This window comes from Salidesulfovibrio brasiliensis JCM 12178, from assembly GCF_001311825.1.
In the GTDB taxonomy this organism is placed as follows: domain Bacteria; phylum Desulfobacterota; class Desulfovibrionia; order Desulfovibrionales; family Desulfovibrionaceae; genus Pseudodesulfovibrio; species Pseudodesulfovibrio brasiliensis.
Genome location: NZ_BBCB01000001.1, coordinates 36,090 through 48,695, shown reverse-complemented (window position 1 = coordinate 48,695; position 12,606 = coordinate 36,090). Strand labels below are relative to the sequence as shown.

At 57.9% G+C, this 12,606-nt stretch carries 15 protein-coding genes; 5 read left to right on the top strand and 10 right to left on the bottom strand.

All coding sequences use genetic code 11. The annotated features are described in order from the left end of the window. From JCM12178_RS00285 to JCM12178_RS00265, 5 genes are read left to right on the top strand one after another with little or no spacing between them, the layout of a single operon-like run. Complete coding sequence (locus tag JCM12178_RS00285) at positions 1–1,302, top strand: alkaline phosphatase family protein (protein WP_054647998.1); 1,302 nt, start codon at positions 1–3, stop codon at positions 1,300–1,302. Beyond that, complete coding sequence (locus tag JCM12178_RS00280) at positions 1,299–3,431, top strand: ATP-dependent helicase (RefSeq protein WP_054647997.1); 2,133 nt, start codon at positions 1,299–1,301, stop codon at positions 3,429–3,431. Before JCM12178_RS00285 ends, JCM12178_RS00280 begins: the two co-directional genes overlap by 4 nt. Positions 3,432–3,442: 11 nt before the next feature. Further along, positions 3,443–4,399 (top strand): thiamine-phosphate kinase, encoded by a 957-nt coding sequence (thiL, locus tag JCM12178_RS00275; protein WP_245628497.1) that lies wholly within the window; start codon positions 3,443–3,445, stop codon positions 4,397–4,399. 13 nt (positions 4,400–4,412) lie between these two features. Continuing rightward, a complete protein-coding gene (gene tsaA / locus JCM12178_RS00270) occupies positions 4,413–4,841 on the top strand; it encodes a tRNA (N6-threonylcarbamoyladenosine(37)-N6)-methyltransferase TrmO (RefSeq protein WP_054647996.1) in 429 nt (142 codons plus the stop codon). Between the two features lie 2 nt (positions 4,842–4,843). Next, entirely contained in the window at positions 4,844–5,653 is an 810-nt protein-coding gene (locus JCM12178_RS00265; RefSeq protein ID WP_054647995.1) for an alpha/beta fold hydrolase, read from the top strand. Positions 5,654–5,784: 131 nt separating this feature from the next. Here the strand turns inward: JCM12178_RS00265 and JCM12178_RS00260 are convergent, their stop codons facing one another. The 10 genes from JCM12178_RS00260 to JCM12178_RS00215 all read right to left on the bottom strand — a co-directional run bounded on the left by JCM12178_RS00260 (position 5,785) and on the right by JCM12178_RS00215 (position 12,577). Then, a complete protein-coding gene (locus JCM12178_RS00260) occupies positions 5,785–6,072 on the bottom strand; it encodes a sll1863 family stress response protein (RefSeq protein WP_054647994.1) in 288 nt (95 codons plus the stop codon). A gap of 250 nt (positions 6,073–6,322) precedes the next feature. After that, the gene (locus JCM12178_RS00255; RefSeq protein ID WP_083465648.1) at positions 6,323–6,799 is read right to left on the bottom strand and encodes a DUF2179 domain-containing protein; all 477 of its coding nucleotides are present in this window, start codon (positions 6,797–6,799) and stop codon (positions 6,323–6,325) included. A 291-nt stretch (positions 6,800–7,090) separates the two neighbouring features. After that, positions 7,091–8,080 (bottom strand): ketol-acid reductoisomerase, encoded by a 990-nt coding sequence (ilvC, locus tag JCM12178_RS00250; RefSeq protein WP_054647992.1) that lies wholly within the window; start codon positions 8,078–8,080, stop codon positions 7,091–7,093. 145 nt (positions 8,081–8,225) lie between these two features. After that, positions 8,226–8,714: an acetolactate synthase small subunit gene (gene ilvN, locus JCM12178_RS00245; protein ID WP_054648150.1), complete on the bottom strand. Its 489-nt coding sequence runs from the start codon at positions 8,712–8,714 to the stop codon at positions 8,226–8,228. Between the two features lie 12 nt (positions 8,715–8,726). After that, entirely contained in the window at positions 8,727–10,418 is a 1,692-nt protein-coding gene (gene ilvB, locus JCM12178_RS00240) for a biosynthetic-type acetolactate synthase large subunit (RefSeq protein WP_054647991.1), read from the bottom strand. A gap of 1 nt (position 10,419) precedes the next feature. Then, positions 10,420–10,650 carry a hypothetical protein gene (locus JCM12178_RS00235; RefSeq protein ID WP_054647990.1) on the bottom strand — a complete coding sequence of 77 codons (231 nt, stop codon included), beginning with the start codon at positions 10,648–10,650 and terminating at the stop codon, positions 10,420–10,422. 33 nt (positions 10,651–10,683) lie between these two features. Continuing rightward, positions 10,684–10,968, bottom strand: coding sequence for a DUF167 domain-containing protein (locus JCM12178_RS00230; protein ID WP_245628494.1), 285 nt, complete (start codon positions 10,966–10,968; stop codon positions 10,684–10,686). A gap of 32 nt (positions 10,969–11,000) precedes the next feature. Continuing rightward, the gene (locus JCM12178_RS00225; RefSeq protein ID WP_054647988.1) at positions 11,001–11,504 is read right to left on the bottom strand and encodes a DivIVA domain-containing protein; all 504 of its coding nucleotides are present in this window, start codon (positions 11,502–11,504) and stop codon (positions 11,001–11,003) included. 27 nt (positions 11,505–11,531) lie between these two features. Continuing rightward, a complete protein-coding gene (locus JCM12178_RS00220) occupies positions 11,532–11,825 on the bottom strand; it encodes a YggT family protein (RefSeq protein ID WP_054647987.1) in 294 nt (97 codons plus the stop codon). Between the two features lie 71 nt (positions 11,826–11,896). Beyond that, positions 11,897–12,577, bottom strand: a complete 681-nt coding sequence (locus tag JCM12178_RS00215) for an HAD family hydrolase (RefSeq protein ID WP_054647986.1) — start codon at positions 12,575–12,577, stop codon at positions 11,897–11,899. Between the last annotated feature and the right edge of the window lie 29 nt (positions 12,578–12,606).

The following is a 12,606-nucleotide window of genomic DNA, read 5'->3' as shown; positions in this document are numbered from 1 at the left end:
ATGAGTATCGTCCTCAAAGACCGTTCGTGGAACCGGCTGGCGGTCCTCGGTCTGGACGGTCTGCCGCTGGACCTCGCGGTGCGCCTCGGGAAAACGCTGCCCAACCTCGGCCGCATCGTGGCCGAGGCGACCAGCGTGGACGCTGAAATCCCCGAGCTTTCGCCGGTCAACTGGACCTCCATGTTCACTGGCGAAGGTCCTGAAGGACACGGCGTTTTCGGCTTTGCCCGCTTCGACCCGGACACCTACGAGTCGGTGCCGGTGAACGTCGAGGCCGTGACCTGCCCCACCATCTTCGACAGGCTGGGCGAGTCCGGTCTGGTGTCGCGGGTAATAAACCTGCCGAACACCTTCCCGGCCCGCCCGGTGCGTGGAATGCTCGTGGCGGGGTTTGTCGCGGAGGAACTGCAGCGGGCCGTACATCCACCGTTTCTGGCTGCGAAGCTCCACGAGGCCGGGTACGAGATAGAACCGGAGACTTCGGACGCGACCCGGAACCCCGGCGCACTGCTCAAGCGTCTGCACCGCTCGCTACGGCACCGCAAGACCGCGCTGGACATGCTCTGGCCCGACCTCGGCTGGGATTTGTTCGTCTTTGTCCTGACCGAAACGGACCGTCTCTTCCACTTCCTCTTCACGGCGGTTACGGACGAGCTGCACCCACTGCATAATCAGTGCATGGACTTCCTGCGCGACTGGGATGACCTGCTTGGCGATTTCCTCGACCGCTTCGAGGCCCTGCCCGGCCCGAAACGGCTTATGGTCCTCGCGGATCACGGCTTCACCGAACTCAAAACCGAGGTCTGCCTGAATACGTGGCTCAGCAAACACGGCCTCATGTCCCTCGATTTCCCGCCGGAATCAGAATGGGATTCCAGCAAAATATCCAGTCAGAGCAAGGCGTTCGCACTTGACCCGGGGCGGATATACCTGCACCGCCGCTCACGGTTTTCACGCGGGAGCCTGCGGGATACGGACGCGGACCGCCTCGCCCTTGAAATCAAGACCGGGCTTGAGGGCTTGACCCATGAAGGCGAACGCGTAATGGAAAGGGTCTTTACGGGCGCTGAACTGTATACGGGTCCCATGCGAAAGCGAGCGCCTGACCTTGTCTGCCTTGCCCGGCCCGGATACGACCTCAAGGCCAAGTTCGGCAGAACCGAGGTGTTCGGCTTTCACGGCAGGACCGGTGCCCACACCATGCGCGGGGCCATCTGGTACGACTCACACGGCTCCCGTCCGGCGCGTATGCGCGACGTGGGCAAGGAAATACTCAAGCATTTCAATCTGGGAACGGAATGAGCATAGACCTGAAGAACGAACTGAACAAAGCGCAATATGAAGCCGTCACCACCACCGAAGGCCCGGTGCTGGTCATTGCCGGGGCAGGCTCCGGCAAGACGAGGACCATCGTCTACAGACTTGCCCACCTCGTGGAGCAAGGCGTGGACCCGGCCCAGATTCTCCTGCTGACCTTCACCCGAAAGGCCTCGCAGGAGATGCTGACCCGCGCCGCTGAAATCCTCGGACGACCGCTGGACGGCACCAGCGGCGGCACCTTCCACTCCTTTGCCTTTGCCACCCTGCGCCGAAACGCCATGGACCTCGGGTTTGAGTCCGGCTTCACGCTCATGGACCGCGCGGATCAGGAAAACGCCGTGCGGGACGTTCGCGCAGAACTGGAGCTCGGCAAGGGTGACAAGTCGTTCCCCAAGAAAAACACGGTGCTGGACCTGATTACCAAGTCCCGGAACAAGGAAGAACCCATGGACGCGGTGGTGCAGCGCGAAGCCTACCACCTCTCGCCCTACGTGGAAGACCTTGAGGCCATTGCCCGCGCCTACGCCATCTTCAAGAAAAAACACGCCCTGCTGGATTACGACGACCTGCTCTTCGAGCTCGACAAGCTGCTGACCAAAAACGAACCGCTTCGCAATCAGCTTTCCACGCGCTACCGCTATATCATGGTTGACGAATATCAGGACACCAACCTCGTGCAGGCGCGTATCGTCAAGCACCTCGTGGGCGAGTCCGGAAACGTCATGGCCGTGGGCGACGATGCTCAGTCCATCTACGCTTTCCGTGGCGCAAATGTTGACAACATCCTCAAATTTCCCGAGATATTCAGCGGCACCAAGATCGTCCGGCTGGAGCGAAACTACCGTAGCGTGCAGCAGATTCTCGACCTCACGAACCACATTCTGGACAACGCCCGGACCAAGTTCGACAAGGAGCTTTACTCCGACATTCCGGGCAACTCCGTTCCGGAGGTCGTCTACCCCATCAGCGACCAGACGCAGGCCAAGCTCGTTCTTGACCGTATCCTCAAGCTCTCAAAGAAATATCCGCTGAACGAGATCGCGGTTCTTTTTCGTGCTGGCTACCAGTCCTTTCATCTGGAAACATCCCTTGCCCGGCTCGGCGTGGAGTACAGAAAGTTCGGGGGAATCCGCTTCAACGAGGCAGCGCACGTCAAGGACGTCATGTCCCTGCTGCGCCTGTGCGTGAACACCAACGACCTCATCGCGTGGCAGCGCGCGCTGGATCACGTCAAGGGCGTGGGCCCCAAGACCGTTGCCAAGATTTACGAAGCGCTTCACACTGACAGCGGCGGGAAATACCTGACGAAAATGCGTAAGAAGCATGAGGCGCTTAACGACCTGCTCAACGAGCTGGACGTCATCCGCAAGTCCCCGCTCACTCCTGCCGGAACGCTGGACAGGCTCATCAGCTTCTATCAGCCCATCCTCACTGAGAAATTCCCGGACGACTACCCGAAACGACAGCAGGGACTGGACCAGCTCGCACAGATAGCCACCAGCTATCAGGACATGGACCAGATGCTGGCCGACCTTTCACTTGAAGGCGACCCGGACGACAAGGAAGTGGATGAGGAATCCGTGGTACTGTCTACGGTCCACTCGGCCAAGGGACTGGAATGGAAGGCCGTCATCCTCATCGATCTCGTGGAAGACCGTTTCCCGTCCCGGCGGGCCGTGCAGCGTCCCGAAGACCTCGAAGAGGAACGCCGCCTCATGTACGTGGCCTGCACCCGCGCCAAGGAACACCTCTCGCTTTTCGTTCCGAAAACCATCTACAACCGCTATAATGGAAGCTCCGAGCCTGCCATGCCCTCGCCGTTCGTCATGGAACTGCCGAACGATTGCTTTGAGCGCTTTCACGAGTCCTACTCCGGCGGAATCGAGCAGCGGAAAAGTGCAAGCGTGCATGCCAAATCACCGTCCCGTGCAGCGGCCTCGGCAGAACCAAAGCAGCCCAGCGGAAAGCCAGCCACCAAACTCGGCTACTGCAACCACAAGATTTTCGGCAAGGGCAAGATCATTGCCGAAATCGGACCCGACAAGTACCGCATTAATTTCCCGGGCTTCGGTTTGAAAGTGATCATCAAGGATTACGTTGAGTTATTATAATGGAGACGACCATGAACCTGACCAGTGAAGAAGCCTTTCTGGCGCTCATAGACAAACATTTCACCGTTAAAAACGATTTCGTTAAGCTCGGCCGGGGCGATGACGGCGCGATCATTGCCGGGGGGGCCGATCTCTGCGTCAGCTCCGACCTCTTTCTCGAAGATTTTCACTTCAGGCGTTCCTATTTCTCGCCGGGAGACATCGGGTACAAGGCGCTGGCCGTAAACATCTCGGACATCGCGGGGATGGGCGCAAAGCCGGTGGCGTTCAACATGGACCTCATGGTTCCGGATGGGCTTCCTACCGAGTTTTGGGACGAGTTCTTCTCCAGCATGGCCTCGCTGGCCCGGCAGAGCGACCTCGTCCTCTCAGGCGGCGACTTGAGCCGCTCGGACAAGCTCGGCATCAGCATCACCATCCTTGGCAACGGCGGCGCAAACGGGAAATTCATCCAACGCCGTAATGCACAGCCGCACGATTCGGTTTTCGTGTGCGGCGACCTCGGGCTTGCCCGCGTGGGCATGCTTGCTCTTGAGGAGATGGGCGAGGCGGCCAAGGAAGAGTATCCTGTTGCCTGCCGCGCGCACCTCAGGCCGAAAATGAAGCTCATGATCGCCTCCCTGCTCACGGCTGCGGGCGTTTCCTCTCTCATGGACGTCTCCGATGGCCTCGCCCGCGACTTGCCGAGACTCGTTGGCCCGGAACGCGGCGTTTCCCTGCGCATTACGGAAGACATGATCCCTGATGAAGTGATACGGTACTGCAAAGCCAAGAACCTCGATCCAGTCGAGACAGTTGTGCTTGGCGGCGAGGACTATGCCCTGCTCGGCACGGCAGGCATCGAGGCTGGCGGACGCATCAAGTCCGTCCCCGGTACCGCAGTCATCGGCTCCGTCACCGACATTCCGGGCCTGACCGTGAACAACGAGCCGTTTTCCGTGCAAGGTTTCGATCACTTCTCCAGCTAAATCAGGAGCTACGATGGACTACACTATTAATCCGATCGGCTACATATCATCCAGCATCAAGGACCGCGAGACAGCCCCGAAGATGGAAGACGAAAACGGGGCGGTTCGGGCGGTCATCACCATCAACGCCGACGTATCCGAAGGACTGGACGGCCTGAAAGAAGGTGACTGGATCGAACTTATCACCTGGTTCCACGAATCAAAGCGCGACACCCTGAAGGTTCACCCCAGAGGCAAGAAAGAGTTGCCGCAGCGGGGGGTCTTCTCCACCCGCTCCCCGTTCCGGCCCAACCCGGTGGGATTGCACCGGGTGCAGATCGTCGCCATCGAGGGCAACAGGCTCGAAGTGGAGCCGCTGGAGGCCATTGACGGCACCCCGGTTGTGGACATCAAGCCCTTTCCCAAGAAATTCAAGGGGAAGCTGAAGGATCTTAACGAATAGCCATGCAGACAAGCGACGGCCTCAAACTTCATGTTCGTTCAGAAGGACGCGGCAGGCCGCTGGTGCTGGTGCATGGCTGGACCATGAGCAGCCGCTTCTTTGAGCGGCAGTTTTCCGGCCTTGCCGACAGCTTCCGCGTCGTCTCCTTCGACCTACGCGGCCACGGCGAGTCCGGCAACTCACGCACGGGCAACACTATTGCGCGCTCAGCACAGGACCTGCGGGAAGTGATCGAATCCCTCGAGCTTCGCAACTGCGTGCTGGCAGGATGGTCGCTCGGCTGCTCCGTGGTGCTGGACTACTGGCGGCAGTTCGCCGACGATCTCATCGGCGCATTGGCCATTGTCGAGGGCACGCCCTACCCCATGGCCCCGGATGAGTGGAACACCCATCGTCTGCAAGGCAGGGACGAGACCGCTCTGGACATCTCCCTGAACGCTTTTACGGGTGATCGCGAAGGATTCGGCAGGTCCTTCATCAAAGGCATGTTTGCCGCCCATCCTCAGGCTGAAACGCTCGACTGGATGATGGAAGAATACCGCAAGGCGCACACCCAAAGCACGGCGCGACTGTATCGCGACTATGCCTTGTGCGACCTGCGCGACGTTCTGCCTACCGTGTCGATTCCAACGCTGGCAGCATACGGGACCGGGGGAAGTGTCCACTTCGGCCACAAAACAGGGCAGCATGTGACCGAAAGCATTCCCGGCTGTGAACTGAAACTCTTTGACAACAGCGGACACATGCCGTTTTTCGAAGAGGCCGAGTCTTTCAATGCCGAACTGCGAAGACTTGCATCACGCATTTCATGAAACAAATAAGCCGCGGCGAACCCACGGCTTATTCATATGGAGATAAGCATCCTAGCTCAATGAGAGCGCCAATGGAGATGCACTGACCAACATCACGAAAAACAGGGGCGGCAGCCGCCCCTGTATCTATTTTACTTGAAACGGGCACTTGCGGACTTGATAGCCTCGTCAAGGATGTCCCAAGCTCCCTGAAGACCGATCTTCATGTCCTGCCAAGCGCTTTCACCGGCTTCCTGAAACTCGGCGAGCCTCGCTTTGGCCTCTTCGCGACGCTCCTTGAGCTCCTGAATTTCCTTGTCATACTTGATACGCCAATCAGCTTCCGCGCTTCTGGCTTTAGCCTGAAGGCGATCCACTTCCGCATTAAGCTCGTCGAGCTTGGCTTTCATTTTCTGAACATATTCTTCACGATTCGGCATGATTAAATTCTCCTTTCATGCTTGATTAACGAGCATCATTTCACTGCGTACATCGCAGATACTTAATCCAAGCATACATGAAAGGAACTTATGGTCAAAGAGAGAGTCCTTTTTTCGACAAGCCGCCGATTCGTAAGACTTCTCTCGATATGGGCAGCAGCGCATGCTTTGATAGCCGACATGTCAGCACACAAAAAGACCCCAGCCTCATGAGGCTGGGGTCTTCTGGAAAAATGCGGTTACAATGAGACTAGGCGAAATCCGAAGCGGTCTGCTCCGCCGGACACTGCTGCGGGGACGGCCTGTGACAGTGAGCTACACCAGCGTTCTCGTAGGTATAGAACACGTCAGGGTCAATGGTTCTCGCAATGGAGATGACCTGTTTGAGGTCCTTACGGCGGCAGACCACGAACTGGACCGTCACCGGCCCTTCGGAGCCTTCCCCGGCGACCACCGTGGTGCCGAACCCGGCATTTCGCATGGCCGAGGAGATGACCCGGCCGTTCACCGGACTGATGAACCGCACAACCACGTGGCCGAGCGCGATCTTGCGCTCCACCCAAATGCCGGTCACGTTCCCCACGGCAAAGCCGAGCGCATAGCACACGCCGAGAAACGGCACCTCGCCCACCTTGGCGATCACCGCCGACGTGCCCATGACCCAGACCGTCATTTCAAGCGCCCCGAGCCAAAACGCCATTTTGGTTTCACCTTGCACAGTCATCATGGTCCTGACCGTCCCGATGGTCAAAACCACAACCTCTGCGAGAAATATTAAAATACCTAAAATAATTGTATTTTCTGCCATACTGCACCTCTCTGAATTGTGAAGAGCAGACTGAATAGGGATATCTGGTCCATGGGTCAAGCGTTAAATGGGGAGGAATTGTGATTGTCACGAAAATCTTTGTTTCAATCCGTGACAATATCAATCATGCGATTTGTAATTGCATTTTACGTAAAAAAGCGGCCCCCCCTGAGGGGAGCCGCTTCGATGATGTCTATGAAGCTTGTGTTGCTACTTCTGCAGCCAGCTCATCATTTCGCGCAGGCGCTGTCCCACTTCCTCGATCTGATGCTCGGCACCGCGGCGGCGCTGGGCGCGCAGCATGGGCTGACCGGCCTGATTGTCGAGAATGAAGTCGCGGGCGAATTTGCCGTTCTGGATTTCGGCAAGGACCTGCTTCATTGCAGCGCGGGATTCGTCGCTGATGACGCGGGGGCCGGTGACGTAATCGCCGAACTCGGCAGTGTCGGAGATGGAGTAGCGCATGGCTGCCATGCCGCCCTCGTACATGAGGTCGATGATCAGCTTGAGCTCGTGCAGGCACTCGAAGTACGCCACTTCAGGCTGATAGCCTGCTTCAACGAGGGTTTCGAAACCAGCCTTGCACAGCTCGGTCAGGCCGCCGCAAAGAACAGCCTGTTCACCGAAGAGGTCGGTTTCGGTCTCTTCGCGGAAGGTGGTTTCGATGACGCCGGAGCGGGTTGCGCCGATGCCTTTGGCGTACGCCAGCGCGATGTCAAGGGCCTTGCCGGAGGCGTCCTGCTCGATGGCCACCAGTGCGGGAACGGCGCCGCCCTCGGCAAAGGTGCGACGGACCATGTGGCCCGGACCCTTGGGGGCGATCAGCATGCAGTCGATGCCCTTGGGCGGAACGATCTGCTGAAAGTGCACGTTGAAGCCGTGACCGAAGGCGATGACGTTGCCTTCCACAAGGTTGGGGGCAATGTCATTGTCGAAGACGGTCTTCTGGACCTGGTCCGGAAGCAGGATCATGATCAGGTCGGCCTGCTTTGCAGCTTCGGCTGCGCTGACCGGCTCAAAACCGTGTTCCTTGGCCAGATCGTAGTTGGGACCGCCGGGACGCTGACCGACCACGACGTTCACGCCGGAGTCACGCAGGTTCTGGGCGTGAGCGTGTCCCTGAGACCCGTAGCCGATGATGGCAACAGTTTTGTCCTTGAGGAACTTCAGGTCCGCATCCTTCTCGTAATACACCTTCATTGCTTTCTCTCCTGAGGGGTTTTCTCCGCACAAACAGTGGCGGACGGGTAACGAAATATTCCCCCGTCTTTTCCGGACAACGCAACTCCTCCCGGCCAATTACCGACCGGGATGAAGAATGTCCAGAGGGAAATACGGGGTCGGTCTACTCGGTAACCTGCATGGCGCGGCGCATGGCCACGTTGCCGGTACGGGCGATTTCCTTGATGCCGAATCTGGATAGAAGATTCAGGATGGCGGAAATCTTACCACGGTCGCCGGTACACTCGATGGTCAGTTCGTCCATGCTCACGTCGACGACCTTGCAGCGGAAAATATCCGTAATTCGAAGAATCTCCGCGCGCTTGGAGTCTTCGGCGTTGACCTTGATGAGGATCATCTCGCGGTCGACGGACTGCAGTTCGGTCATGTCCACCACCCGGACGATGGGGACGAGCTTTCTGAGCTGTTTGACGATCTGTTCGATGATGGCGTCGTCGCCCTCGGCAACGACGGTCATGAGGGAAACGCCCTTCTCCAGAGTCGGAGCGACGTTCAGTGATTCGATGTTGAAGCCTCTGCCGCTGAAGAGACCCGCGACGCGGGAAAGCACACCGGGCTCGTTCTCCACCATGACGGAAAGCGTATGTCGCATGCTCATCTCCTCCTACACCAGCAGCATTTCGGTCAGCGACGCACCGGCCGGGACCATGGGGTAAACGTTCTCTTCCTTGGTCACGCGCACATCGATGATGGCGGGCTTGTCCGTGGCAAACGCCTTTTTGAGCACCTTGTTCACGTCCTTCTTCTCGGTGATGCGGTACCCTTCGGCGCCGTAGGCTTCGGCGAGCTTCACGAAATCGGGCTGCGCGTCCATGCAGGTCTCGCAGTAGTTCTTCTTGTAGAAGAGCTCCTGCCACTGCCGGACCATGCCAAGGTAGCCGTTGTTCAGGATCACGATCTTCACGGGCAGCTTGTTGCAGACCACGGTCATCATTTCCTGAATGTTCATCTGGATGGAGCCGTCTCCGGCCACGTCGATGACCAGCTTGTCCGGGAAGGCGCGCTGCGCTCCCATGGCGGCCGGAAAACCGTACCCCATGGTGCCCAGTCCGCCGGAGGTCAGGAAGCGGTTCGGCTCATTGATCTTGAGGAACTGCGCCGCCCACATCTGGTTCTGCCCCACCTCGGTCGCGATGATTGCGTCGCCCTTGGTGATTTCCTGAATCTGCTCAACGACGTACTGCGGCTTGATGGCGTCATCCACGTCATTGTAGGTCAGCGGATGCAGCCGGTCCCATTCCTCAAGCTGGCTATTCCACTCTTCATGCTTGCGTTCCCAGTCCTCTTCGCTGACAAGCGCTTCCATCTCCTTCTTCAGGGAGCCGAGCGCGCTCTTGCAGTCGGCGACAAGAGGGACATGCACCGAGACGTTCTTCTGGATGCTCGTGGGGTCCACATCGATATGCACGATAGTGGCGTGCGGCGCGAACGTGCTGACCTTTCCGGTAACGCGGTCGTCGAACCGCGCACCCACGGCGAGCAGCAGATCACAGTTATTTACCGCCATGTTGGCGCTGTAAGTGCCGTGCATGCCGAGCATTCCAAGCCAGTGCTTGCCATTTCCGGGGTACGCCCCGAGGCCCATGAGCGTGGATGTCACTGGGATGTCGAGGTTGTCGGCAAGCCAGCGGAGTTCTTCGTGACTCTTGGAAAGCACAACCCCGCCACCCGAATAGATGAGCGGGCGCTGGGCGTTGCGGATAAGCTTGGCGACCTTGCGAACCTGCCCCACATGCGGCTTGACCGTGGGGTTATAGCTCCGCATGGTCACGTCTTCCGGCCACTCGAAGTCGCACTTCTGGTTGACGATGTCCTTGGGCAGGTCGACGAGGACCGGACCGGGCCGTCCGGAACGGGCGAGATAAAACGCCTGCCGGACGGTCCGGGCCAGATCCTTGATGTCCTTGACCAGATAATTGTGCTTGGTGCACGGCCGCGTGATGCCGACGATGTCCACTTCCTGAAAGGCGTCGTTGCCTATCAGCGGCGTGGGCACCTGGCCGGTGAAGATGACCACCGGAATCGAGTCCATGTAAGCCGTGGCGATTCCGGTGACGGTATTGGTCGCACCGGGGCCCGAAGTGACTAGGCACACCCCTGTCTCGCCCGTTGCGCGCGCATAGCCGTCAGCGGCATGAATCGCACCCTGTTCGTGGCGTACTAGGATATGCTCTACGGAAAAGTTGGGAATTTCGTCATAAATGTCGATCACGGCTCCGCCAGGGAACCCGAACATGACGTCAACACCTTCCTTCTCCAAGCACTTCAGCAGAATCTGCGCCCCGGTCATCTCCATTTTATGCCTCCGACTCGCGATACTTTTCCAGGATAGCCTGCAGCTTGGTCTTGCCCGCGAGCTTCTTCTTCTTGATTTCCTTGACTTCCTGTTCCTCGGCCGAGCTCAGGTAAGACTTGCTCTCGAGCTGGTTCAACAGTTGTTCGTATTGAAGATGCTGATCATAGAGAGCCTTCACTTCACCATCTTCTTCCTGCAGCTTCTCGACGAGTTCAATGTCACGTGCTTCCATGGACCACTCCTTTTCTGGTGGTTGAATCCGACCTTACGACGAGCTCTGAAGCCGCGCAAAATCGGGGTCGCAGCCGGCCTCGACGGCCAGCACCTTTTTTCTATTGGTCTGCCCCGCCTCAAGTCGAACATGGCGGGCCTTGAGTCCCAACGTTTTTGCCACAAAGGCAACAAGCGCCTTGTTCGCCTTGTTGTCCACTGCGGGAGCCGCAAGGCGAATCTTCAGGCAATCCTGATACAGTCCGGCAAGCTCGCTTCGCTTTGCACCGGGCTGTGCCCAAATCGAGAGATGCCACCCTCCGTCTCGCGAAGGGCGCATGAAAGGTAGTGTGATTTCTCTCTGTGTCTCGGTCATTCGGCCTTTTTCAAAAACGTCAGTTTGGCTTCCAGTTCTTCAATACGCTCCACATCCGGGTCGGAATGCTCAAGCATCCTGTAGTGTGCGTCCAATAGGCTTCGTAGCTGAGCCTCGAACTGGGTGCGCTGACGTTTCAGGCCCTCGATGTCCTCATGAATACTGGCCAGACGCTCATGTCCCTTGCGGACGGTGTCCTCGGCCTTGGCCACGGCCTCATCCTTGATGAGCTTGGCCTCGCGATGGGCAGACGCCTTGATGTCGTCCACCACTTTCTGCGTATTCATGAGCGTGTCGCGAAGTGTCTCGTCACGCTGGCGATACTCTTTGATCATAGCTTCCATCTGCTTGATCTTCTTGCGCATCTCCTTGCCAACGTCCACAAGGCCGCCCACGGTTTCCGCCACTTCAAGCAGAAACTGATCCACTTCCGAACGGGAATACCCGATCACGGAACGCGAAAAGCGTTTGTTGAGAAGGTCGATCTTTGTAACGGACACCGCGACACCTCCCTGGGATCACTGCGCCTAGCGCAGGGTGATGGCCAAATCCATGAGATTGCCGACAAGGGCGATATCAAGGACCTGAATGGCCAGAATCACGACAATGGGCGACAGGTCGATCCCTCCGACAACGGCAAAGGGAATCCACTGGCGCACCTTGTAAAACACGGGTTCGGTCAGGCCACGCAAAAAGCGGACGATGGGGTTGTACGGATCGGGATTGACCCAGGAAAGCAGGGCCGAAATAATGACGATCCACATATATCCATTGAGAACGATACTCAGAATTTTTGCAATGGCGAGAACAAGATGGGACATGAATCCTCCAAATTAGCGGGCAGTACCCACAATGATGTTACCCTGTCACATGGACCTTGAATTATCAAGCCCTAATATCCCATGACAGGGCCCTCGTACGTACGCATAAGCACACGCTTGAGGGTCCAGTAATCATCAATGAACAGGTCGGCATCGAGGCTTTCGTTGCCGTAGGACCAGAAACGGGTCCCGGCGTTTCGGGCAGCCTGCTGGTCCACCAGCGAATCGCCGATGAAAACGGTCTCTTCGGGCCGCACGTTCAGCTTGGAAAGAATCTGGTACATGCCTTCGGGATGCGGCTTGGGCTTGCGCACCTCGTTGACGGTGATCACCGGGAAGAACGTGTCTTCAAGGTCGATGAAATCCAGCACCATGTCCATAGTGTCCTTGCGGCTGGTGTTAATGGCCAGAAGACATCCGGCGGCGCGCAGCCACCAGATCAGCTCGAACACGCCTTCCATGCGCTTGATGTGCGGCATCACACGCGAATAGTCGAAGGACTGCTGGTACTCGAAGGCCCGATCCCAAAGCTTTTCGGGAAGGATGTGCCGCACGGCGTCGGCCATGGTGGCGCTGTGAACGTATTTCGTTTCGGCCTCATCCATGGGCGGAAGGTCGAAATACTCCTTCACGAGATTGTAGTATACGGTATTGGCCTCGATGGAGTCGATGAGGACGCCGTCACAATCGAATACGATGCACCCGATGTTGTCGAAAACGTCCGTCTTCATCAGGTCGTTGAGATAAATCACGAAATCACTCCGTTTGCGTTTCGCTGGTT

Coding starts and splice junctions, on each gene's coding strand:
- JCM12178_RS00285 (WP_054647998.1), top strand. CDS start 1: ATGAGTATCGTCCTCAAAGACCGTTCGTGGAACCGGCTGGCGGTCCTC.
- JCM12178_RS00280 (WP_054647997.1), top strand. CDS start 1,299: ATGAGCATAGACCTGAAGAACGAACTGAACAAAGCGCAATATGAAGCC.
- thiL (WP_245628497.1), top strand. CDS start 3,443: ATGAACCTGACCAGTGAAGAAGCCTTTCTGGCGCTCATAGACAAACAT.
- tsaA (WP_054647996.1), top strand. CDS start 4,413: ATGGACTACACTATTAATCCGATCGGCTACATATCATCCAGCATCAAG.
- JCM12178_RS00265 (WP_054647995.1), top strand. CDS start 4,844: ATGCAGACAAGCGACGGCCTCAAACTTCATGTTCGTTCAGAAGGACGC.
- JCM12178_RS00260 (WP_054647994.1), bottom strand. CDS start 6,072: ATGCCGAATCGTGAAGAATATGTTCAGAAAATGAAAGCCAAGCTCGAC.
- JCM12178_RS00255 (WP_083465648.1), bottom strand. CDS start 6,799: ATGATGACTGTGCAAGGTGAAACCAAAATGGCGTTTTGGCTCGGGGCG.
- ilvC (WP_054647992.1), bottom strand. CDS start 8,080: ATGAAGGTGTATTACGAGAAGGATGCGGACCTGAAGTTCCTCAAGGAC.
- ilvN (WP_054648150.1), bottom strand. CDS start 8,714: ATGCGACATACGCTTTCCGTCATGGTGGAGAACGAGCCCGGTGTGCTT.
- ilvB (WP_054647991.1), bottom strand. CDS start 10,418: ATGGAGATGACCGGGGCGCAGATTCTGCTGAAGTGCTTGGAGAAGGAA.
- JCM12178_RS00235 (WP_054647990.1), bottom strand. CDS start 10,650: ATGGAAGCACGTGACATTGAACTCGTCGAGAAGCTGCAGGAAGAAGAT.
- JCM12178_RS00230 (WP_245628494.1), bottom strand. CDS start 10,968: ATGCGCCCTTCGCGAGACGGAGGGTGGCATCTCTCGATTTGGGCACAG.
- JCM12178_RS00220 (WP_054647987.1), bottom strand. CDS start 11,825: ATGTCCCATCTTGTTCTCGCCATTGCAAAAATTCTGAGTATCGTTCTC.